The 21,909-nt window shown below is 68.0% G+C and carries 23 protein-coding genes; 11 read left to right on the forward strand and 12 right to left on the reverse strand.

Annotated features, from left to right (window positions below):
• The first annotated feature begins 3 nt into the window (after positions 1-3).
• From QLQ86_RS01760 to QLQ86_RS01770, 3 genes are all read left to right on the forward strand, one after another.
• Positions 4-1,500, forward strand: coding sequence for a tripartite tricarboxylate transporter permease (locus tag QLQ86_RS01760; protein ID WP_282735035.1), 1,497 nt, complete (start codon positions 4-6; stop codon positions 1,498-1,500).
• A 63-nt stretch (positions 1,501-1,563) separates the two neighbouring features.
• A complete protein-coding gene (locus tag QLQ86_RS01765; protein WP_282815727.1) occupies positions 1,564-2,913 on the forward strand; it encodes a deoxyguanosinetriphosphate triphosphohydrolase in 1,350 nt (449 codons plus the stop codon).
• Positions 2,914-2,915: 2 nt separating this feature from the next.
• A complete protein-coding gene (locus QLQ86_RS01770) occupies positions 2,916-3,689 on the forward strand; it encodes a ribonuclease T2 family protein (protein WP_282815728.1) in 774 nt (257 codons plus the stop codon).
• Here QLQ86_RS01770 and QLQ86_RS01775 read toward each other — a convergent pair whose 3' ends face one another.
• The gene (locus tag QLQ86_RS01775) at positions 3,690-4,601 is read right to left on the reverse strand and encodes a nuclease-related domain-containing protein (protein WP_282815729.1); all 912 of its coding nucleotides are present in this window, start codon (positions 4,599-4,601) and stop codon (positions 3,690-3,692) included.
• Between the two features lie 93 nt (positions 4,602-4,694).
• On the opposite strand from QLQ86_RS01775, the gene QLQ86_RS01780 reads away from it, so the two are divergent.
• The gene (locus QLQ86_RS01780) at positions 4,695-5,597 is read left to right on the forward strand and encodes an NAD-dependent protein deacetylase (protein ID WP_407650025.1); all 903 of its coding nucleotides are present in this window, start codon (positions 4,695-4,697) and stop codon (positions 5,595-5,597) included.
• On the opposite strand, the gene QLQ86_RS01785 is transcribed toward QLQ86_RS01780, so the two are convergent.
• Positions 5,578-5,952, reverse strand: coding sequence for a translation initiation factor Sui1 (locus tag QLQ86_RS01785; RefSeq protein ID WP_282815731.1), 375 nt, complete (start codon positions 5,950-5,952; stop codon positions 5,578-5,580). The genes QLQ86_RS01780 and QLQ86_RS01785 overlap by 20 nt on opposite strands.
• Positions 5,953-6,060: 108 nt before the next feature.
• Positions 6,061-6,744 (reverse strand): HAD family hydrolase, encoded by a 684-nt coding sequence (locus tag QLQ86_RS01790; RefSeq protein WP_282815732.1) that lies wholly within the window; start codon positions 6,742-6,744, stop codon positions 6,061-6,063.
• A 392-nt stretch (positions 6,745-7,136) separates the two neighbouring features.
• On the opposite strand from QLQ86_RS01790, the gene QLQ86_RS01795 reads away from it, so the two are divergent.
• A complete protein-coding gene (locus tag QLQ86_RS01795) occupies positions 7,137-7,520 on the forward strand; it encodes a DUF6394 family protein (RefSeq protein ID WP_282815733.1) in 384 nt (127 codons plus the stop codon).
• Positions 7,521-7,586: 66 nt separating this feature from the next.
• Positions 7,587-9,353: a potassium channel family protein gene (locus QLQ86_RS01800; RefSeq protein WP_282815734.1), complete on the forward strand. Its 1,767-nt coding sequence runs from the start codon at positions 7,587-7,589 to the stop codon at positions 9,351-9,353.
• Between the two features lie 64 nt (positions 9,354-9,417).
• Here QLQ86_RS01800 and QLQ86_RS01805 read toward each other — a convergent pair whose 3' ends face one another.
• A complete protein-coding gene (locus QLQ86_RS01805; protein ID WP_282815735.1) occupies positions 9,418-10,455 on the reverse strand; it encodes a sodium:calcium antiporter in 1,038 nt (345 codons plus the stop codon).
• A gap of 420 nt (positions 10,456-10,875) precedes the next feature.
• Here QLQ86_RS01805 and QLQ86_RS01810 point away from each other — a divergent pair, with 420 nt between their 5' ends.
• Together QLQ86_RS01810 and QLQ86_RS01815 are read left to right on the forward strand one after the other, a co-directional pair.
• A complete protein-coding gene (locus QLQ86_RS01810) occupies positions 10,876-11,202 on the forward strand; it encodes a hypothetical protein (RefSeq protein WP_282735025.1) in 327 nt (108 codons plus the stop codon).
• Between the two features lie 219 nt (positions 11,203-11,421).
• Complete coding sequence (locus QLQ86_RS01815; protein ID WP_282815736.1) at positions 11,422-11,709, forward strand: DUF4235 domain-containing protein; 288 nt, start codon at positions 11,422-11,424, stop codon at positions 11,707-11,709.
• A gap of 21 nt (positions 11,710-11,730) precedes the next feature.
• On the opposite strand, the gene QLQ86_RS01820 is transcribed toward QLQ86_RS01815, so the two are convergent.
• The 3 genes from QLQ86_RS01820 to QLQ86_RS01830 form a co-directional block, all read right to left on the reverse strand.
• On the reverse strand, positions 11,731-12,300 hold the full coding sequence (locus QLQ86_RS01820) for a COG4315 family predicted lipoprotein (protein WP_282815737.1): 570 nt from the start codon (positions 12,298-12,300) through the stop codon (positions 11,731-11,733).
• 92 nt (positions 12,301-12,392) lie between these two features.
• Positions 12,393-13,409 carry an asparaginase domain-containing protein gene (locus QLQ86_RS01825; RefSeq protein WP_282815738.1) on the reverse strand — a complete coding sequence of 339 codons (1,017 nt, stop codon included), beginning with the start codon at positions 13,407-13,409 and terminating at the stop codon, positions 12,393-12,395.
• 96 nt (positions 13,410-13,505) lie between these two features.
• Positions 13,506-14,978 (reverse strand): alanine/glycine:cation symporter family protein, encoded by a 1,473-nt coding sequence (locus QLQ86_RS01830; protein WP_282815739.1) that lies wholly within the window; start codon positions 14,976-14,978, stop codon positions 13,506-13,508.
• Positions 14,979-15,151: 173 nt separating this feature from the next.
• On the opposite strand from QLQ86_RS01830, the gene QLQ86_RS01835 reads away from it, so the two are divergent.
• Both QLQ86_RS01835 and QLQ86_RS01840 read left to right on the forward strand, forming a co-directional pair.
• The gene (locus QLQ86_RS01835) at positions 15,152-15,964 is read left to right on the forward strand and encodes a helix-turn-helix transcriptional regulator (RefSeq protein ID WP_282735020.1); all 813 of its coding nucleotides are present in this window, start codon (positions 15,152-15,154) and stop codon (positions 15,962-15,964) included.
• Between the two features lie 71 nt (positions 15,965-16,035).
• Positions 16,036-16,638, forward strand: a complete 603-nt coding sequence (locus QLQ86_RS01840) for a histidine phosphatase family protein (RefSeq protein ID WP_282815740.1) — start codon at positions 16,036-16,038, stop codon at positions 16,636-16,638.
• A gap of 65 nt (positions 16,639-16,703) precedes the next feature.
• Here QLQ86_RS01840 and fba read toward each other — a convergent pair whose 3' ends face one another.
• The 5 genes from fba to QLQ86_RS01865 all read right to left on the reverse strand — a co-directional run bounded on the left by fba (position 16,704) and on the right by QLQ86_RS01865 (position 21,274).
• Positions 16,704-17,768 (reverse strand): class II fructose-bisphosphate aldolase, encoded by a 1,065-nt coding sequence (fba, locus tag QLQ86_RS01845; protein ID WP_282815741.1) that lies wholly within the window; start codon positions 17,766-17,768, stop codon positions 16,704-16,706.
• A gap of 84 nt (positions 17,769-17,852) precedes the next feature.
• Complete coding sequence (locus tag QLQ86_RS01850) at positions 17,853-19,019, reverse strand: phosphoglycerate kinase (RefSeq protein WP_282815742.1); 1,167 nt, start codon at positions 19,017-19,019, stop codon at positions 17,853-17,855.
• Between the two features lie 38 nt (positions 19,020-19,057).
• Positions 19,058-20,122: a type I glyceraldehyde-3-phosphate dehydrogenase gene (locus tag QLQ86_RS01855; protein ID WP_282735016.1), complete on the reverse strand. Its 1,065-nt coding sequence runs from the start codon at positions 20,120-20,122 to the stop codon at positions 19,058-19,060.
• Between the two features lie 74 nt (positions 20,123-20,196).
• Entirely contained in the window at positions 20,197-20,907 is a 711-nt protein-coding gene (locus QLQ86_RS01860) for an LrgB family protein (RefSeq protein ID WP_282815743.1), read from the reverse strand.
• Positions 20,900-21,274 carry a CidA/LrgA family protein gene (locus tag QLQ86_RS01865; protein ID WP_282815744.1) on the reverse strand — a complete coding sequence of 125 codons (375 nt, stop codon included), beginning with the start codon at positions 21,272-21,274 and terminating at the stop codon, positions 20,900-20,902. Before QLQ86_RS01865 ends, QLQ86_RS01860 begins: the two co-directional genes overlap by 8 nt.
• Before the next feature lie 169 nt (positions 21,275-21,443).
• On the opposite strand from QLQ86_RS01865, the gene QLQ86_RS01870 reads away from it, so the two are divergent.
• Positions 21,444-21,902, forward strand: coding sequence for an Hsp20/alpha crystallin family protein (locus QLQ86_RS01870; RefSeq protein WP_282735166.1), 459 nt, complete (start codon positions 21,444-21,446; stop codon positions 21,900-21,902).
• The last annotated feature ends 7 nt before the right edge of the window (positions 21,903-21,909 follow it).

A 21,909-nucleotide genomic window follows, 5' to 3' on the forward strand; every position in this document is an offset into this window, starting at 1 on the left:
GACATGGATATCCTCGCCTTCCTCGCCCAGGGCTTTGCCGTGGCCCTGGAGCCCCAGAACCTCTTCCTGGCGTTCATCGGCTGTGTCATCGGCACCCTGATCGGCGCGCTGCCCGGTCTGGGGCCGGTCAACGGCGTGGCGCTGATGATCCCGCTCTCCTTCAACTTCGGCCTGCCGGCCACGGGGGCGCTGATCCTGCTGGTCAGCGTCTACTACGGCTGCATGTATGGCGGGCGAATCAGCTCCATCGTGCTCAACATCCCCGGCGACGAGCCGGCCATGATGACCACCCTGGACGGCTATCCCATGGCGCTGCAGGGGCGTGGCGGCGAGGCGCTGGGGCTCTCCGCGGTGGCCTCCTTCGTCGGCGCCGGGGTGGCGACCCTGGGGCTGGCGCTGTTCGCCCCCCTGCTGGTCCAGTTCGCCATCCGCTTCGGTCCAGCAGAGTACTTCGCCCTCTTCGTGCTGGCCTTCGCCACCATCGGCGGGGTGACCGGCGGCAGCCTGGTCAAGAGCTTCACCGCCGCCTTCCTGGGGCTGCTGCTGGGCAGCGTCGGCATCGATGCGGTGAGCGGGGTGCCGCGCTACACCTTTGGGCTCTACGAGCTCTACGACGGCATCGACTTCATCGTCGCCCTGGTGGGGCTGTTCGCCATCTCGGAGTGTCTGATCTACCTGGAGGATATCCGCGGCACCAGCCGCCCGACCCTGACGCTCGGCTCGGCGATGCCCGGCGTGCGCTCCGCCGGCCGCTGCGCGCCGACCATCGCCCGCGGCTCGCTGATCGGCTTCGTGGCGGGGGTGCTGCCCGGGGCCGGGGCGGCGCTGGGCAGCTTCCTCGCCTACATGCTCGAGAAGCGCTGGGTGGGGCGCGACGGCCGCTTCGGCCAGGGCGACCCGCGCGGCGTGGCGGCGCCCGAGGCGGGCAACAACGCTGCCGCCGGCGGGGCACTGATTCCCATGCTGTCGCTGGGCATCCCCGGCAGCGGCACCACGGCGATCCTGCTGGCGCTGCTGCTGTCGATGAACATCACCCCAGGACCCCTGCTCTTCGAGCAGCAGCCGGAGATGGTGTGGGGGCTGGTGGCGGCCCTGGTGATCGGCAACTTCGTGCTGCTGGTGCTCAACGTACCGCTGGTGAGCCTGTTCGCCAAGGTGCTGCAGGCGCCAGGCTGGTTCCTGATGCCCATGGTCGTGATGGTGGCCTTCGTCGGCGTCTACTCGCTCAACAACAGCGCCTTCGACCTCTACATGATGCTGGGCTTCGGGGTGCTGGGCTATGCGCTTCGCAAGCTGGAGATCCCCACGGTGCCGGTGGTGCTGGGCCTGCTGCTGGGCGGTCAGATGGAGTTCAACCTGCGCCGCGCCATGTCGATCTCGGGCGGCGACTGGAGCATCCTGTGGAACAGTGCCATCTCGGTGGGCATCTACCTCTTTGCCGTGACCCTGATCGTTGCCGGCCTGGTGTACTCCTGGATGGTCAGGGCGCGCCTGCCCTAGCTCGAAGGGCTGGGCGCCGGCGCCGGGGGCTGCCAGAATGGGCCATCCAAGGAGAGAACGCCCATGACGCAGATGAGCTGGGAGCGGCTGCTCGACCCGGGTCGCCTGCACGACCGGCGCGGCGAGCGCCCCGGCGGCGGTCGCGACGAGATCGGCCGCAGCCCCTTCCACAAGGACCACGACCGCATCGTCTTCGCCGGCTCCTTCCGGCGCCTGGGGCGCAAGACCCAGGTCCATCCGCTGACCGACAACGACCATATCCACACCCGGCTGACCCACTCCCTGGAGGTGGGCTGCGTGGGACGCTCGCTGGGCATGATCGTCGGCGAGCGGCTGAGTGGCCGCCTGCCCGGCTGGATCACCCCGGCGGATCTGGGGGTGATCGTCCAGGCCGCCTGCCTGGGCCATGACATCGGCAACCCGCCCTTCGGCCATGCCGGCGAGTACGCCATCCGCGACTGGTTCGCCCGCGCCGCGGCCGATGGCAGCGGCCTGCTGGAGGGGCTCTCGCCGCCCGAGCGCCAGGACCTGCTCACCTACGAGGGCAACGCCCAGGGCTTTCGCATCGTCACCCAGGTGGAGTACAACCAGTTCCGCGGCGGCATGCGCCTGACCACGGCGACGCTCGGCACCCTGCTCAAGTACCCCTGGACCGTGGAGCACGGCGGGGCGGCGGGCAAGTTCGGCTGCTACCAGAGCGAGCGCGAGCTGCTGGCCGAGGTGGCCGAGCGGCTGGGCCTGCTGCCCCGTGGCGAGGGGCGCTGGTGCCGCCACCCGCTGGCCTGGCTGGTGGAGGCCGCCGACGACATCTGCTACGCGCTGCTCGACCTGGAGGATGGCCTGGAGATGGGCATCCTGCGCTATGAGGAGGTGGCCGAGATCCTGATCCAGATCGCCGGCGGCGAACCCGCCGACTATTCCACCATGCAGCGCCACGGGGTCTCCCAGCGGCGGCGCATCGCCGCCCTGCGTGGCGCGGCCATGGAGCGGGCGGTGAACGACGTGGGCGCGGTCTTCGTGCAGCACGAGGCCGAACTGCTGGGCGGGCGCCCCAAGGACGACCTGCTCGAGCTCTGCCACCCGGACCTGGGCTGGGGCGTCAAGGCGGCCAAGCAGCTGGCCCGGGAGCGCATCTTCCAGAACGAGCGCAAGGCCAAGCTGGAGATCGGTGCCTATACGACGCTGGGCATCCTTCTGGAGGCCTTTATCGGTGCCGCCCATGAGCTCCACCATACTGGCCGCTCGACCTTCAAGCACCAGCGCGTGCTGGCGCTGATCGGCGAGAACACCCCGCGGCCCTCCTGGAGCCTCTATGACAGCTACCGGCGCATGCTCGACTTCATCGGCGGCATGACCGACCACTATGCCGTGGACCTGGCCCAGGAGATGGGCGGCCGGCTGCGGGGAGATTGAGCATGCGCGCCTGGTGCCGGCCGCTGCTGGGCCTGGCGGCGGCCCTGCTGGCCAGCCTTGCGCTGGCGCAGGGGCCTCTCGAGCGACTTCCGGCCGAGGGCTTCGACCACTACACCTTGGCACTGACCTGGCACCCGGGCTTCTGTGAGAGCCTCTCGCGCCCGCCCCGGGAGTGCCGTGAAGCGGACCTGCGCGAGGGCGCCGAGCGTGGCTTCGTGCTGCACGGCCTGTGGCCCTCGCTGCCGGAACGCTTCGCCGAACGTGGCGTCGACCGGCGTCGCTGGTGGCAGGAGGGTTGTTTCCTCGAGACGCCACGGCCCGACGGCAGCTTCTGCCGCGCCCACCCGCCCCTCGGCCTGCCGGCCCCGCTGGGGGAGGCGCTGGACGCCACCATGCCGGGGCGTGCCAGCTGCCTGGACCGCTACCAGTATGCCAAGCATGCCGCCTGCCTGGCGTTGCCCGAGGCGGCGTACTTTTCGGCCTCGGTGGCGCTGGTCGAGAGGGTCAACGCGAGTGCCTTCTCGGCCTTCGTGACCCTCAACCAGGGAGGCGAGGTGGGGCGCAACGACCTGATCAATGCCTTCGAGGCGGCCTTCGGTGAGGGCACGGGCCGCGCGCTGCGCCTGGAGTGCCGCGGACGCGGCAATCGCCTGCTCACCGAGGTGCGTATCGGGATCGCGACCGAGCGCCTGACGCAGTTCCCGGCGGCCGAGAGCCTGGTGCGCCAGGACCGTGGCCGCTGCGCGACCCGGGTGCGCATCGCCACCTTCGACTGATCAGATCGAGGGGCCCTCCAGGGGCGGCAGGTCCAGCAGGCTGGCGCGATGGCGCAGGGCCGTGATCACGTCATCGTGGATAGCATCGTCGACCTCGCCCAGCCGGGTCGCGGTGAGCTGCCTGGCCAGGTCGCCGCCACCGACCACCAGCAGGTCGTCCGGTGCCTGGCTGGCGTCGATCTCCCAGCCGGGCAGGGCCAGCACGCCCTTGACCGGTACCGGACCGCCGACCTGGTATTCGAGCCAGCCGGTCAGCCAGCGCGTGGCCTGGCGGGTCTTGCGCAGCGGCCGACGCTCGCTCCAGCCCGGAAAGCGCAGGCGATCCGGCTCCACGGCGACCAGGTTGACCTCGCGGCCGCCGGGGGTGATGGCGGGGGTGCGGGCACGGGTCTCGACCACGAAGATGCCGTGGGGGGTGACCGCCACATGGTCGATGGTGTAGCCATCGCCGGGCACGTCGTGGAAGACATAGTAGGGGTGCGCCTCGGGGCGGATCAGCCGCTCGAGCTCCTGGCCCACGGCGAGTTCGCAAGCCAGCCCCAGCTTGAGACGACGGATGCGCTGGAAGTCGCGGATCAGCAGGAAGCAGAACACCAGCGCCAGCAGGGTGCAGAGCGCGCCGTAGAGCGCCCATTCGACCCAGTCCTGCTCACTGGAAAAGAGCATGCGGCCCATGCCGTAGACCAGCGGCGCCAGGGTGACGATGGGACCCAGGGCGCCGTCGAGGAAGAGGCCGGCGAAGGCGCGGTCGAGGCGATCGCGCAGGGCCTGCCCCGGCTCGCGCAGCGGATGGGCGTCGAAGGGCGAGCGCACCCGGGCATCGTGCAGGTTGCGCAGCGCCACCACGATCACTGCGGTGGCCGCCAGCGGGAACAGGAAGATCAGCGGGAGCAGGTATTCCAGCCAGGCCATCGGGATTCCTTGCCCTGAGGGGGAGCGTCCATTCTAGACAACCTCCCCCTCGCGGGGCCATGCTCTTTCGGCGAGAAGGGCGAGGGACGAGCGATGGGGCATGAGGAGGCAGGCGTGAGACAGGCGACGGCGGTGCCACCGGCCCATGACCTCGAGGCGCTCGCCGCCTTTGTCGCGCGTTACCCGCGCCTGGCGGTGCTCACCGGCGCCGGCATCAGCACCGCGAGCGGCATTCCCGACTATCGCGATGACCGCGGCGACTGGAAGCGGCCGCCGCCCATGCAGCATCAGGTGTTCATGGCCAGCCATGCGGCCCGCCAGCGCTACTGGGCGCGGGCCCTGGTGGGCTTTCGCACCCTGCAGGACGCCAGGCCCAATGCGGCCCACCAGGCACTGGCGCGGCTCGAGGCGATGGGTCATGTCAGCGGGGTGATCACCCAGAACGTCGATGGCCTGCACCAGCGGGCCGGCTCGCGGCGGGTGATCGACCTGCACGGTCGCGCCGACAGGGTGCGCTGCATGGGCTGTGGTGCCCGGCGCATGCGCCATGACCTGCATGCCGAGCTGGCCGCCCGCAACCCGCACTGGCTGGAGGCCGGCGCCCGGGCGGGCCCGGACGGCGATGCCGACTTGGAGGCCGACTTCTCGGGGTTCCGGGTGCCCGACTGCACGCGCTGCGGCGATGGTATCTACAAGCCCGACGTGGTCTTCTTCGGCGACAGCGTGCCGCGCGCTACCGTGGAGGCCGCCTTCGCCCTGCAGGCCGAGAGCGATGCGCTGCTGGTGGTGGGTTCCTCGCTGATGGTCTTTTCCGGCTTCCGCTTCGCCCGGGCGGCGGCCCGGGAGGGCCAGCCCATCGTCTGTCTCAACCTTGGCCGCACTCGGGCCGATGACCTCTATGCGCTCAAGGTAGAGGCCCCGGCCGAGGCCCTGGCCCCCCTGTGCGAGCTGGTGGTGGGCGGGTCGCCCGGAGGCATCAGCCGCCGGCCAGCCTGACCCGGTAGCCGCGCTTCTCCAGCTCGCCCTTGAGCAGCTCGCGGTGGTCGCCCTGGATCTCGACGACGCCTTCCTTGACCGCTCCGCCGGTGCCGCAGCGCTTCTTGAGTGTCTTGGCCAGGGCCTTGAGCTCGCCGGCGGGCAGCGGGATGCCCTCGAGGGTGGTCACGCCCTTGCCCTTGCGGCCGCTGGTCTCGCGGCGGATGCGCACGATACCGTCCAGTTCGGCCAGACGGGCCCGTTCGGCCTGCCCGGCACACTCGCACTCGGCCAGGGGCAGGCGGCAGTCCGGGCAGGTATCGCCATGTTCGGTGGAGTAGACCAGGCCGCCGAGCTGGTCCTTCAGGGATGCCATGTCGGCCTCCTCGCGGTCGAGAGTGTCCGGGCGATGATAGCCCTGCAGCGGGCGGTCTGCATCCGCGTCCGCTGTCCACAGGTGGTGGCGAGAAGGGAGGTGTGGATATCAGGCGTGGGCGGCCAGGGCGCGGGCACCCTCCAGGTGGCCGATCACCGTGGGCAGCTGGAACATGTTGCTGATCATGATGGCCCCTGCCGGCGTCTCCTCGACATCGGGGAAGCGGTTGAGGTGGATCACCGTCATGCCGGCGGCCAGGGCGCCCCTGACGCCCACCAGGGCATCGTCGATGACCACGCAATCCTCGGGGGCGAAACCCATCAGGCTGGCGGCATGGCGGAACAGGCAGGGGTCGGGCTTCCAGCAGTTGGCCGTGTAGGCGCTGAACAGGCGGTTGCCGAACACCGCGGCGAGCCCGGTGGCCTCGAGCGAGGTGCGGATCTTGTTCTCCGGGCCATTGGAGACCACCCCCATGGGATGGCCGGCGAGGGCGGCCAGGGCCTCGGTGGCGCCATGGATGGCGATCAGTTCGCTGGCCAGGCGCCGGTTGAGGTTGGCGCGCATGCGGCACTCGAGGGTATCGAGCCGCTCCGGGTCCACGCTGCCATGGCGGCGCTCGAGTTCGGCGACGATGTGGCGAAAGCGGGCCCCGCGGAACTCTCCCATGTAGTCGCTGGCCTGGAAGGGCAGGCCGGCGTCGGTCAGGCTGGACGACATCTCGTCGGCGAGCAGTGGCTCGCTGTCGACCAGGGTGCCGTCGCAATCGAAGAGCAGGCAGAGGTGGCGTGCCATCACCGGGCCTCACGATGAATCAGAATGTTATAAGTTCATTGTTACAGATGATGGGTCTTCCTGCCCAATATTAAAGCTCAGTTTCCCTATTTTGTGAACAGTGTTCTTCAATATCGCGATGACGTTGGTGTCAGGGCTTCACGGCTTCACGGCATGGTGGCGATGATGCGCTCATGGTGATGAATCATCGTCTGACCGCGATAGGCGGATCGCGTCGGGAAGCTCTTGAGCATGGTGAATGGCGACAGTGCCCGGCGAGCCCGGGACACGCCGGATGCCCGGTTGTTGGAGCCGGGAGCCCGGCCGCTGCCCGCGCCCATCAGGGGGTGGCGTTCGCGGTCACCGACGGCTCATGCCTATACTGACGGCGCGTCCCGGCCAGGAGCAGGCCCATGAATCTCGAACGCGTCGTTTTCGGTTTTTTCATCATCCTTACCCTCAGCCTCAATTACGCGTTCGTCGCGGGTGGCCTCGAGACCCCCGCCCACCACAATGTCTGGATTCTGACGCTCACCATCATCGCCAACCTGGTCGCGATCGGCCTGAAAATGGGGGATCGCTCGCAGACCGGGGCATTGCTGATGGCGTCCGGCCTGGTGGCCGGCCTTCTGCTGATCACGGCGCGTGTCGTCTGGATCGTCGCGGATCCCGGTGACGGGGGGGGGCCGGGGCCTGGCGCAATGGCGGACATCGTCTCGATCGCAACGGGAGCGCTGGTCGCGAACATCATCGCGACGGTGATCCTGGTCGGCGATACGCTGCTCTCGCGGCGCTAGCACGGCACGTGGAACGGTTCAGCGTGGCGGTCGCGATCCTGGACTGGCAGAGGGAGGATTGAACGCATGACGCAGACCTCCGATCTCGACCGGGTGGCGATGATCGTCCTGCGCTATATGCGTCGGCCGCTGTTTGCGCTGCTGTTCGTCTATTCGGTGGGCATCATGGGCATGGCCCTGATGCCAGGCCAGGTCGTCGATGGTGAGACGACGAACATGAACCTCTTCCATGCCTTCTACTTCTTCACCTACACGGCGACCACGACCGGTTTCGGCGAACTGCCGGACGGCTTCAGCGACGAGCAACGCCTGTGGACCATCTTCTGCCTCTATACCGGCGTGATCGCGTGGTTCTATGCGCTCGGCTCCCTGATTGGCCTGGTTCAGAACCCCCATTTCATCCAGGCCATGGATAGGTTCCGGTTCGCCCGCAAGGTCGACCGCAACGTGGAACCTTTCGTCATCCTTTGCGGTTTCGGCGATACCGGCAGTCTGCTTGCACGGGGCCTGAGCGACCACCATATGCGCGCGGTGATACTCGATTCCGACCCGGAACGCATCAAGGCACTGGGCGTGCGCGATTACACGGTCGCGATGCCGGGACTCCATGCGGATGCCAGCGCGCCGAAACACCTGTTGGCCGCGGGTGTCGAACACACCTTATGCCGGGCCCTGGTCGCGCTGACGAACGATGACGATGCCAATCTCAAGATCGCGGTGATGGCGCGGCACCTGAATCCACGGCTCCGGGTCATCTGTCGTTCGACCTCGCCCCGTCACGAGGCCAATCTGCGGGCGCTGGACAATGTAACAGTCGTCGACCCGTTCGAGATCTTCGCCCAACTCCTCTATTGGGCGATCGCACGCCCTGAACTGCACAACCTCAATGCCTGGTTCGTGGGCGCACCTGGCATCGAACTCGGGGTGCCGGTACAGGTTCCGCGGGGCAATTGGATCCTGTGCGGTTACGGACGGATGGGGTACTGGATCCATCGATATCTTCATGCCAATGGGATCAACGTATGTATTATCGATCCGGAAGTGGACGCCCAGGGGACCGAAGAAGGTACGGTCATGCTGCAGGCACACGCCGATCATTCGGCCCTGGTGACCGCGGGAATTGACGACGCGGCCGGGGTCGTCGCCGCGACGAATCGCGATTCGGACAATCTCAGTACGCTGTTGGCGGTGACGGAGCTCAATCCGGATGCGTTTCGCATCGTGCGCCAGAACAGCCATGAGAATCAGGTCGCCTTCGATGCCGCGCGGGCGGACCTGGTCCTCCAGCACAGCCTGACAACGGCGCGCCGGATCCTGAAGCTGCTGATCTCGCCCCTCGTCCAGGAGCTGGTCGACTGGCTCGCGCAACATGAACCGGCCCGGACGAAAGAACTGGTCGCCCGTCTGCAGGCGACCGTGGGCGCAGAGCCTCCTCACCTATGGTCGGTGAGGCTGATTCCGGGGGAGGCCCCGGCCGTGACCCAATATCTCGACACCGACGGCGTGATTACGCTCGATGCGCTGTGCCGCGATGCGCGCACGTTCCTGGATACGCTTCCGTGCGAAGTGCTCGCCGTTCGCCGGGAAGGCCGGTCGATCATGTTGCCGGACGGGGATTTACCGCTCGAGGGTGGCGACGAGCTCCTGTTCTGTGGTGTGGACTGGGTGGAGCCGATACTGCAGGCGACACTCCATAATCCCTACACGCTTCGCTATGTCGTAACGGGGGTCGATGCGCCGCGCGGTTACCTGTTCACATGGCTCGAAGCGAGGTTATGGCGTCGTCGCAGCGATCACAGGCAGACCGGTCGGCGGTCCCGCTCCAGACCATGAAGGCGCGTGGTGCGGCGGCCATGGTCGGCCGAAGCCGCTGTCGGCGCATCGGGATGCCTCGACGTCAAGGGGCCATCAACAGGGTGAGCGCTCCGGCCAGATAGCAGGCGATGATGCCGACGCTCTCGAAGCCGATATGTGCCGGGCCCTGCCGCTCGCGATGGATCATCCCCACCAACAGGATGCCGGTCATCAGCATGGATAGTGCGACCCACAGCGCGACCGTATCGGGAATGGCGTGGTAGACCGAGCCGCCTCGGTAGGCGATGTCGGAGGCCGCGACGAACAGGGTGTCGAAGGCGTTGCCCCCGATGATGCCGGCCACGGCCAGGGTCAGGGCGCCGCGCCGAACCGCCGCCACCGAGGTGACCAGCTCCGGCAGCGAGGTCACCACCGCCGTCATCAGCGCCCCCACCACCGACTGTCCCAGGCCGGTCTGCTCGGCGATCACCGCGGCACAGCGCTCCAGCAGCCAGCCGCTGATGCCGAGCATTGCCGCCAGGGCGACGAAGGAGAGCCAGAGCCGTGTCGCCGAGCGCCCCATGGCCCGTTCATCGGGCACATCGGGCTGGGTCTCACGGGTCTGGGCGGGGCGCCACATGGGGTTGTCGCGGCTGCGATCCACCAGACGCAGACCGAACAGGTAGCCGATCAGCAGCAGCGGGGTGACCGGGTGCACCTGCCACAGCGTCCATTCGGGGGCGAAGCGTCCGATCAGTATCAGCGACAGCAGGCACAACAGCAGCCCCGCCTGCATCAGGTTGCCGAGCGAGGCGGCGGCGTGTTCCAGGTTGGCGCGCCGGTGGGAGATGTCGGCGATGGTCAGGAACAGCGTCTGCACGGCGATGCCGCCCAGGGCGTTGCTCATGGCCAGGGTCGGACGGTCGGCCAGTGCCGCCGAGACCGACACCACGATGCCCGAGAGGGAGGTGGCCATGCCCAGCAGCACCGCGCCGGCGATGGCCTCGCCGAGGCCGGTGCGATCCGCCAGATCGTCGACGATCCCGGTCAGGCGGGTCCCCACGACGCCGATCACCAGAGCGCAGCCGCCGAACAGCAGCAGGGCCATGCCGAGGGAGAGGTCGTCCAGCAGCGGGATCATGGGGTTCGCTTCCCGATCCTGTCGGTCATGTCTCTCGCCGTCGGGCGTGGCGAGGGTGGCGCGCTATCCATGGAGGCTCCTCGGGGCGGGGTGTCGAGACGAGCGTAGCGCGTTATGCCCCGCCTGGGCAGGGGCGACCGAGAGCCTGCCGATGAGTGTGCGACCGTGGACCATGTGCCAGATATCGCCACCCCTGGGACCTTCCAGGAGGGGATGTTCTGGAATGAAGGTCCTTATTATCTTATTGAAATAAAAGATTTTATATCCTTTGATCGGCATCCTGGCCCGACGGATGCAGCCTCCTGAGTGAGTGATACGGCCGGTAAGAACCACCCGCTATCGCAGGGGCTCACCGGCCGGGACGTAAAGCCAAGCGGCTTTCCTTATCTCGCCAGTCCACGATTCGATGGAGGTGTGAACATGATGTCCAGGGAAACTCTCAAGAAGCTCGGCATCCTCGGTGTGTCCTTCGGCCTGATCGCCAGCCCGCTGGCCTTCGGCGGTGGTGACGAGGAGTACGAGCCGACCACCACGGAGCAGGAGGAGACCAGCGACTCCGGTGAGGCCATGGGATCCTCCGGTGACAATGCCGGCACGAGCGGCACCGAGTACGAGAACGAGGAGCAGGAGAAGCAGGAGTGGGAAACCTCCGGCTCCGATGACGGCTCCGGCCAGGAATACGAGGAGGAAGAGGAAGAGTGGGATGAGCCCGAGGAAGGTGAGGACGACGAGGAGTCCACCTGGTAAGGCTCACCGCGAGCCACCCCAGGTGGCTCGCCCCATTTCGTGATGGCAGTCTTCAGAGCGAAGAGGCGTTGCCGCCCCGTTGAACGGGGCGGTTTTTTTCGGTGCAAGCCTGCCGGAGACGTCATCTGGCCAAAGGTCGGCTAGCATGAAGCAAGGGCCGCAGGGGCCGGCGGCGGGTCGCCTCCTCCGGCCGGTGATGTCATGACAGCGAGGTACCGCATGAAGCAGGACACCCTCTGGTCACTGGTCGGCTCCGCCGCGGCGGTGGCGGCCAGCGTGATGGCCCGAAGGGCCGCCGACAAGACCTATCGGCACGAGGTGGGCGAGGCCCCGCCGGCCAATCCCGACGAGCCGGACGTGGGCTGGCGCCATGCCCTTCTGTGGGGGGCGGCCACCGGCGTGCTGGTGGGCGTAGCCCGGGTGGTTGGCCGCCGCGCCGGCCGCGAGGCCCTGCACCGTGCCCGTCCCGGCTACCACCGGCGGGCGCTGCGTCGGCTCGGGCGATAGCGTCGCATGCCTGTGGGCGGGCTAGCGCGACGCCTCGGCACGCTCCTCCGCCTCGATGCGCTCTCCGTCGGGCGACAGCAGGTACCAGGCGGCGCCCAGGTGGATGACATCCTGGCCGAGGGCATCGCCGGCAGCCTTGTCGCCTGAGAAGTAGTAGAGCGGCCAGCCGTCATAGGTCACCTGGCGGGAGCCATCCTCGCGTTCGATGGTATCCAGCAGGTCGCCATCGACGTGTTCGCCCGCCTGGGGCTCTGCCTGAGTGGCGTAGGGCGGCCAGGCGATGGCACAGGTCTGGTCGCAGGTGCTGTTGTCGGCCCCTGGCTGATCGTTGGCGAACAGGTAGAGGCTCATGCCGTCGGCGTCGGTCAGGTAGCGCCCGTAGGGAGACTGCTCGCGGGTTTCCACCCGTGCCTGGCCGGCGGGGTCGGGGGCGCTCTGCAGGTCGGGGTCGGCTTTGCTGGAACGCTGACCTTCCACCGAGGCGGCGTCGGCGTCGTTGCCGTTGGCGCCGTCGTCCGCCAGGCTCGACTGGCTGCCGAGCAGCAGGAAGGGCAATGCGGCCAGCCCGAACACTTGCCAAGCAGGTTTCATGTCGTCTCTCTCCATGGTGACGCTTCGCCTTCACTCTAGGTAGGCCCGGCGAGGGGCTGCAACTTGCGAGCTCGTAGGGGCCATGGGTCGGCTCACTCCGCAGCCATCTCGCCGCGCAGCGGGGTCGCCAGGGCCGACCGCAGCGCCTCCCCCTGCAGGCCATCGGCGATGAGCACCTGAAGCTTGGTCAGCGCCGCCTCCGGGGTGAGGTCCTGGCCGGCAATCACGCCCGCGGCTTGCAGCGCCGCGCCGGTGGCATAGGTGCCCTGCACCACTCGGCCCTGCTGGCACTGGCTGACATTGAGTATCGCGACGCCTGCCTGGCCGGCCTGCGTCAACCGGTCGATCAGTGCGCCATCCAGGCCTGGGGGATTGCCCACGCCATAGGTCAGCAGTACCAGCCCCTTGAGCGCAGGGTCTGCCAGCACCGCATCCAGCAGCGATATCGACAGCCCGGGGTGCACTAGCAGCATGGCGACCGCGCCCGAGGCGAAGTGACGTTGCGTGAAGTCCGGGGTGCCGAGAGGCAGGGCCCGATGGCCATGCAAGTTCAGGTGGATACCGCCCTCGCCGAGCCACGGAGCGTCCGGGGAATCGAAGGCGTCGAACCCCTGGCTGCGTACCTTGCGTGCCCGATTGCCGCGTAGCAGCCGGTCGTGGAAGACAATGCAGACCTCCCGAGGGATGGCGGGATCGGCTGCCATCAGTAGAGCGGTGGAGAGGTTGTTGACGGCATCGCTGCGCGGCTCGCCGAGCGGAATCTGTGCGCCGGTGAGCACCACGGGCTTGTCGAGGGGACCGAGCATGAATGACAGCGCCGAGGCGGTGTAGGCCAGGGTGTCGGTGCCGTGCAGCACGATGAAGGCATCGTATTCGCGCCAATGCTCGGCCAGCGCCGCGACGATGCGGTTCCAGTCGGCCGGGGCGCTATCGGCGCTATCGATCAGTGGCGCCAGTTCGATGAGGTGGTAGGCGGGCAGGGTATCCGGGGCTTGGCCCTTCAGGTGTCGGGCCAGGCGCTCGAAAAAGCCGGCCGCCGGCACGTAGCCTTGGGGTGAGGGCTGCATGCCGATGGTACCGCCGGTGTGCAGTATCAGCAGGCGGGTCATGATGGGGGTCCTGGCTGCAAGGAAGAGGACAGGCCCCTCCCGTTCGGGCGGGGCCGTGTGCTTGCCCGGGGGATCGGGCAAACGGGTGAGGCGGGGTCACTGCCGGGCGCGGTCCGGTGCGTTGCCGAGGACGTCATGCATGCGCTCGAGGTCTTCCGGCTCGATCTCCCAGGCCTTGGGATCCAGGTCCATGTCGGGGTGCTGGGTGGCATCGAAGATCGGCTGCTTGATGCCGTCGCGGATCTGGCCGTCGAAGTCCCTGAGGATGCGCAGGCCCGGCTTGAACAGCAGAATCAGGGCGATCAGGTTGGCCACCGCCAGCAGGCCCATGGTCACGTCGGCAAAGCCGAATACGGTGCCGAGATCAGTGGTCGCCCCCCAGCATACCAGCAGCACGATGGTGACGCGGAAGGCGTTGAACAGGGTATGGTTGTCTCGGCTAAAGAAGTTGAGGCTGTTTTCGCCCAGGTAGTAGTTGTAGAGGATGGTGCTGAAGGCGAACAGCAGCAGCGCCAGGCTGACGAAGGTGCGTCCCCATTCTCCAACGTGATCGGCCATCGACGCCTGCGTCAGGGCGATGCCTGCGACCTCATTGGTAGAGGCCGGGTCGTAGACACCGCTGAGCAGGATCATGAAGGCCGTGGCTGAGCAGATGATCACGGTGTCGATGAACACCGAGAAGGCCTGCACGATGCCCTGGTTGGCGGGGTGCGGCACATAGGCCACCGCCGCCACGTTCGGGGCGCTGCCAAGCCCTGCCTCGTTGGAGAACAGGCCGCGCTTCACGCCCATCATGATCGCTGCTCCAATGCCGCCGCCGATGGCCGGCTCCAGACCGAAGGCGCTCTTCACGATCAGCGTGATCACCGCGGGGAGCTCTCCGATGTTGAGGATCAGAACGAGCAGCGCGATCAGGATATAGCCACCGGCCATGAAGGGCACCAGCAATTCGGAAATGCGTGCAATGCGCTTGATGCCACCAAAGATGATCAGTCCCACCAGCAGGGCCAGGGCGAGGCCGCTATAGAGTACCGGCACGCCGAAGGCGTCGCCGAAGGAGGTCGCTACCGCATAGGACTGCAGGGCGGTAAACCCGAAGCCGAAGGTGACCAGCAGCAGAATCGAGTAGAGCCCCGCCAGCCAGGACCAGCGGCTGCCCAGCCCCTTGCGGATATAGTAGGCAGGTCCACCGCGGTAGGTGCCGTCCGGTTCGGCTTCCTTGTAGGTCTGTGCCAGGGTGCACTCGAGGAAGCTAGTCGCCATGCCCATCAGGCCGACCATCCACATCCAGAACACCGCCCCTGGGCCGCCGAGGGTGATGGCCACGGCTACGCCGGCGATGTTGCCACCTCCGACGCGCCCGGCCACCGATAGCACCAGTGCCTGGAAGGAACTGAGGTGGCCGTGCTTGTCCCGCTTGAAGGCCTGGCTGGCGCCAAGGATCTGGAACATCCGGCCGAAATAGCGGAACTGAACGAAGCGAGAGGCCACCGTGAAGCCGGCGCCGACCGCGATCAGCAGCACGAGCAGGACCTTGCCCCACAGCAGGTCGTTAAGGAAATCCAACATGAATTGTCTCCGCTCTTGTGTTGTTGGGATTGCGCTTGAGAGTCGTGTGTCCGATTTAATCACTTTGCGAGCGGGATGGAATTTGACGCCCTGTTGCAGCCTGGCGCACCATTCTTCGCACAAGGTGCATCAGACTGCACCAGTCTTCGGGTGCCATGGGCGGGGACATCGATATGCATCACGACTTCGCGGCCAATCTGCGGCTGCTGTGCAGCTATTACCGCTCCATCGCCGAGGTGTGTCGCCGACTGGACATCAACCGGGCCCAGTTCAATCGATACCTGAGCGGTCGCTACAAGCCCGCCGACAGCACCATGCGTCGCATCTGCGATTTCTTCGGGGTCGAGGTCCACGAGATCCTCTTGCCCCACGAGGACTTTCGGCCCCTGGTCCGGCTGCGTCCCGAGACGTTTGGTGGCCCCTCGCGGCAAGCGTCCTCTCTGGGAATTCCCGCCACGCTTCTCGAAAATGGGCGGCTGGGCATGTCACGCTATCTTGGCTGCTATCATGAGTATTACCTGTCGATGTCCCAGCCCGGCCGTGTGCTGTGTACCCTGGTCTGCCTCGAGCGGCGCGGCGACGCCGTGCTATACCAGCGCACCGAGCGCATGCCGCCCCTGGCCGGTGGACGCGCCTGTCATAATCGATACCGGGGAGTGGCCCTGTTGCTGACCGATCGCCTTTTTCTCGTCGATCATGAGTCGCTCAACGGCCATGAGATCACCCAGACCATCCTGTTTCCTAGCTTCAAGAGCCATGTGTCCCGCCTCACCGGCCTCAAGTTGGGCGTGGCCGACAGTAGCGAGCGTATGCCCTGCTGCGTGCGGGTGGTCTACGACCGGCTGAGTGACACGGTCAGTCCTCGCCGGGCGCTGGCCCGCTGCGGACTGTATGCCCCGGATGATCCCGCCCTCGACCCCGACATCGCCGCAGCGATCCGCAATGAGGTCGGTGGCGACGAGTGGCACTTCCGGGCACGGTTCTAGCCGGGCGGGATGGGCTAGGCTGAAGACACGAGGGGGCCCGTCCCCTGTGCTCAGCTTGCGAGGTCAACTAGATGCGATACCTCCCGGTGCCATCGCGGCTGGCCTTGCTGGTGCTGGCCCTGCTGCTGCCAGCCATCATGGGCCTGGTGTCACCCTGTCAGGCCGATGCTCAGGCACGGCAAGGCGACGCCGAGGCCTGGCAGGCCCTGGCGCAGGGTGGCCATGTGGCCCTGATGCGCCATGCGCTGGCGCCCGGTATCGGCGACCCGGCGGACTTCGTGCTCGATGACTGCACCACCCAGCGCAACCTCTCCGCGGATGGCCGTGAGCAGGCTCGGGCCATCGGCGAGCGCTTCCGTGAGCAGGGCATCGAGGTGGCGGCGGTGCATGCCAGCCGCTGGTGCCGCGCCCTGGAGACCGCCGAGCTGCTGGGGCTCGGCGAGGTCTTTCCCACCCCGGCGCTGGACTCCTTCTTCCGCAATCGTGGCGAGGCCGACGACCGCACCCGCGCCGCACGTGCACTGATCCGCGACTGGGACGGCGAGGGCACCCTGGTGCTGGTCACCCACCAGGTCAACATCACCGCCCTGGTGGGCGGTGGCGTCGGGTCCGGCGAGATCGTCGTGGTCAGGCCGCGGAGAGAGGGGCTGTCACGGGTCGGCCGGATCCGCTGAGGGCGGCATCCGCCGGAAACGACAGGGGCGGCCCGCGGCCGCCCCTGTGGATCAACGCGCCGTGATCACTTGACCCTGGGGTCGAGCTCGCCGCGCTCGTAGCGCAGGAACATCTCCTCGAGGTTGATCGGTGTGATCTTCGAGGCGTTGCTGGCGGTACCGAAGGCCTCGTAACGCGCCTTGCAGATCGCCTTCATGGCGGCCGTGGAGGCCTTGAGGAACTTGCGCGGATCGAACTCGGCGGGGTTCTCGGCCAGGAAGCGGCGCACCGCGCCGGTGGAGGCCAGGCGCAGGTCGGTGTCGACGTTGACCTTGCGCACGCCGTGCTTGATGCCCTCGACGATCTCCTCCACCGGCACGCCATAGGTCTCGGGGATGGCGCCACCGAACTCGTTGATGACCGCCAGCCACTCCTGGGGCACCGAGGAGGAGCCGTGCATCACCAGGTGGGTCTCGGGGATGCGGGCGTGGATCTCCTTGATGCGCTGGATGGAGAGGGTGTCGCCGGTGGGCGGCTTGGTGAACTTGTAGGCGCCGTGGCTGGTGCCGATGGCGATGGCCAGGGCGTCCACGCCGGTGGCCTTGACGAAGTCGGCGGCCTCTTCCGGGTCGGTGAGCAGCTGGTCGTGGTCCAGCTTGCCCTCGGCGCCGATGCCGTCCTCTTCGCCGGCCATTCCGGTCTCCAGGCTGCCCAGGCAGCCCAGCTCGCCCTCCACCGAGACGCCACAGGCATGGGCCATCTCCACGGTGCGGCGGGTGACGTCGACGTTGTAGTCGTAGTCCATCGGGGTCTTGCCGTCCTCGCCCAGGGAGCCGTCCATCATCACCGAGGAGAAGCCGAGCTGGATGGAGCGCTGGCAGACGGCGGGGCTGGTGCCGTGGTCCTGGTGCATGACCACGGGGATGTGCGGGAATTCCTCCACGGCGGCCAGGATCAGGTGGCGCAGGAAGGGGGCGCCGGCGTACTTGCGCGCACCGGCGGAGGCCTGGACGATCACCGGCGAGTCGGTCTCGTCGGCGGCTTCCATGATGGCGCGCATCTGCTCGAGGTTGTTGACGTTGAAGGCCGGCACGCCGTAGCCATGCTCGGCGGCGTGGTCCAGCAGCTGGCGCATGCTGATCAGAGCCATGGATTCACCTGTTCTGTATGGGACGTCATGACGGCGTGGCTGCGGTGGCCACGCCGGAGAGTGGATATCGAGGGTGCGGGTGCCTCAGCGGGCGGCGGCGTCTTCCAGGGCCTTCACCGCCGGCAGGGTCTTGCCCTCCACGTACTCGAGGAAGGCGCCGCCGCCGGTGGAGATGTAGGAGACGCGGTCCTCGATGGCGTACTTGTCGATGGCCGCCAGGGTGTCGCCGCCGCCGGCGATGGAGAAGCCGTTGCTCTCGGCGATGGCCAGCGACAGCGCCTCGGTGCCCTTGCCGAACTGGTCGATCTCGAAAACGCCCACCGGGCCGTTCCACAGGATGGTGCCGGCATCCTTGAGCAGGCCGCCCAGGCGGCCGGCGGTGTCCGGCCCGATGTCGAGGATCATCTCGTCATCGGTCACCTGGTCGACCCGCTTGACCACGGCCTCGGCCGACTCGGAGAATTCGGTGGCCACCACCACATCAGACGGCAGCGGGATCTCGACCCTTTCCATCAGTGCCTTGGCCTGGTCGATCAGCTCACGCTCGTGCAGCGACTTGCCCACGTTGTAGCCGGCCGCGGCGATGAAGGTGTTGGCGATGCCGCCGCCGACGATCAGCTGGTCGCACTTCTCGGAGAGGGCGTTGAGCACCTCGAGCTTGGTGGAGACCTTGGAGCCGCCGACGACCGCGACCATGGGGCGCGCCGGGGTGGCGAGCGCCTTCTCCAGGGCGTCGAGCTCGGCCGCCAGCAGCGGGCCGGCGCAGGCGGTGGGGGCGAAGCGCGCCACGCCATGGGTGGAGGCCTGGGCGCGGTGGGCGGTGCCGAAGGCATCCATCACGAAGACGTCGCAGAGCGCGGCATACTGCCGGGCGAGCGTCTCGTCGTCCTTCTTCTCGCCCGGGTTGAAGCGCACGTTCTCCAGCAGCACCACCTCGCCGTCGGCAACCTCGACCGCGCCGCCCAGGTAGTCCCGGACGAGACGCACGGGACGGCCCAGCAGCTCGCCCAGGTGCTCGGCCACCGGCGCCAGCGAGAACGCCTCGGCCGGCTCGCCCTCGGTGGGACGGCCCAGGTGGCTCATCAGCATCACCCGGGCGCCGGCCGCCAGGGCGGTCTGGATGGTCGGCAGGCTGGCCCGCAGGCGGGCGTCGCTGGTCACCTTGCCGTGCTTGACGGGCACGTTCAGGTCCTCACGGATCAGCACTCGCTGGCCGTCGAGGTCGAGGTCGGTCATCTTGCGCACGTTCATGGAAGCAGGTTCCTCGTCTGGGGAAAGCCGAAGTGACGTCATCTGTCGGGGGTGTCGGGCGGTGCCGGGGGCAGGGCGGCCAGGCGCCGGGCGACATCGAGCATGCGGTTGGCGAAGCCCCACTCGTTGTCGAACCAGCACAGCAGCTTGACCAGGTGGCCACCGGCCACCCGGGTCTGGGTGGCGTCCACGATACCGGAGCGCGGATCGTGGTTGAAGTCGACCGAGGCCACCGGCTCCTCGGTGTAGCCGAGCCGCCCGACGAGTCGACCTCGACTCGCCTCGGCGAGCAGGGCGTTGACCGCCTCGGCCGTGGTGTCGCGGCGCACGCAGATCGACAGGTCCATGGTCGAGACGTTGATGGTCGGCACTCGCACGTGCAGGCACTCGAAGCGACCGGCCAGGTGGGGCATCAGGCGATTGATGCCGCGGGCCAGCCCGGTGTCCACCGGCACGATGGAGTGCATCGCCGAGCGGGTCAGGCGCAGGTCGGTCTGGTGGTAGGCATCAATCACCGGCTGGTCGTTCATCGCCGAGTGGATGGTGGTGGTCACGCCGTGCTCGATCTGAAGCGCCTCGTCGAGCACGGTGAGCACCGGCACCAGGCAGTTGGTGGTGCAGGAGGCCGCGGAGACGATGCGGTGGTGCGCGGCCAGGGTATGGTCGTTGATGCCGCTGACGATGGTGGCATCGACGTCGCTCTCCGCGGGCTGGGAGAACAGCAGCCGCCCGGCGCCGGAGGCGAGATGGCGCTCGGCGGTGGCGCGGTCGCGAAAGCTGCCGGAACACTCCAGCACCAGGTCGATGCCGAGCTCGGCCCAGGGCAGCCTCGCCGGGTCGGGCTCGCACAGCACCCGGATGGTTCGGCCGTTCACCACCAGGCGGTCGCCCTCCACCTCCACGCTGCCGGGAAAGCGGCCATGGGTGGTGTCGTAGCGGGTCAGGTAGGCGATGGTGGCGAGGTCCGAGAGCTCGTTGATCGCCACGATCTCGAGGCGCGGCTCGTCGTGCATGGCATGGCGTGACGCCTCGCTCTCGACGAGGGCGCGCAGCACGCACTGGCCGATGCGGCCGTATCCGTTGATGGCGATGCGAAGGGCCATGGGGGGAAAGGGGACTCCGGGGCCAGGAAACACGAAGCGGCGATTCTAGCGCATCTGCGCCCCGATCGTCTGCTCTAGGGGCCCACCAGTCGCCAGGCGAGCGGCAGCAGCAGGGCGCTGACGATGCCGGTCAGGCTCATGCCCAGCGAGGCGAAGGCGCCGGCGACGGGGCCGATCTCGAAGGCCCGTACCGTGCCCAGGGCGTGGCCGTTGAGGCCCAGGGCGAAGCCGATGATGCGCTCGTCACGGATGCCCAGCAGGCGCGCGCCCAGGCCGACGAAGCCGATTGCCACCACCCCGGTGATCAGCAGGCCGCCCATCATCAGCGAGACCGAGCCGCCGAGCTGCTCGGTGATGCCGATGGCGATGGGGGCCGTGACCGACTTGGGTGCCAGCGAGGCGAGGGTCTCCGGCGGGGCGCCGAACAGCCAGGCGATGGCCACTGCATAGGCGGCGGCGAGCAGCGCCGCCGGCGGCAGGCAGGCCAGCAGCGGTCGCCACAGCAGCCGGATCTGCGGCATCTGCTGGTGCAGCGGTAACCCCAGGGCCACCGTGGCAGGGCCCAGCAGCAGCATCAGCCAGGCCGCCCCCCGGCGATAGTCCGCGTAGTCGATGGAGAGCAGGGCCAGCACGCTGGCCAGCAGCAGCGAGGCGACCAGGATCGGCGGGCACCAGGCGGGGGCGCCGAGGGCCTTGAGCAGCCGAATGCCGGCGACATTGGCGGCCAGCGTCAGGGCGATGGCCAGGATCGGGGTGGCCAGCAGGTGGTCGAGCAGTTCAGTCATGGCCGGGGTCCCTGGGGTCGCCATGCCTCTTCGCCATCAGCCGGCGCATCAGCCACAGGGTGGTGAGCACGCTGAGCAGGGTGCCACCGACCAGCGCCGCGAGGATCGCCGTCCACTGGCCGGCGAGTTCGTCGACGAGGAAGAAGACGCCCACCACTCCCGGCATGATCAGCATCGCCAGCATCGCGATCAGCGGCTGGGCCGCGGCGGCGATGTCGTCGAAGCCGCCGCCGTGGAGCAGCAGCCAGGCCGTCAGCAGCAGCATGCCGACCACGCCGGCGGAGACCGGCAGCCCGGTGAGCGTCACCAGGATCTCGCCGGTCAGCAGGAAGCCCAGCAGCCAGAGGAAGCCACGCAGTGCCGGCATGGAGGTGTCCTTGTTGGAAGAGCGTTCGTGAGCAGGGTGAAGGGCGCGTCCTGGCCCCTTGAAAAACGTCGAAGCGCTCCTATTGTGCAGATTACCGGGGCGATGTCAGCCGCGAGTGGCGTCCCCCCGCTCAACCACACGAGGTCAATCAGCGTAGGAGGTGTTCGTGATGTTCGGAGATCTCAGGCGTTTCGATACCGGCCGGTCCCAGGGCCTGGACTGGTTCCGGCAACTGATGGACGAGATGCTGCCCGAGGCCGGTGCCGCGGATATCCGCTCGGTGCCCCGCGGCAGCTTCCCGATGATCAACGTGGGGCGCACCGACGATGCGGTGCGGGTCTACGTGTTCGCCGCCGGCCTGTCGGCCGATGACCTGGAGGTGAGCCTCCAGGACAACGTGCTGACCGTCTCCGGCAGGCGTGAGCCCGAGGCCGCGCACGAGGACGCGTCAGCGCGCACCGACTTCCGCCGCGAGCGCTTCCGTGGCGAGTTCAGCCGCTCGCTGGCACTGCCGGATGGCCTGGACGTCGAGCGGGCCGAGGCGCGCTTCCGCGACGGGGTGTGCGAGGTGCTGCTGCCCAAGCGCGAGGAGCTCAAGCCGCGGCGCATCGCGATTCAGGCAGAGTGAGACAGGT

This window comes from Halomonas rhizosphaerae (assembly GCF_030012485.1).
In the GTDB taxonomy this organism is placed as follows: domain Bacteria; phylum Pseudomonadota; class Gammaproteobacteria; order Pseudomonadales; family Halomonadaceae; genus Halomonas; species Halomonas rhizosphaerae.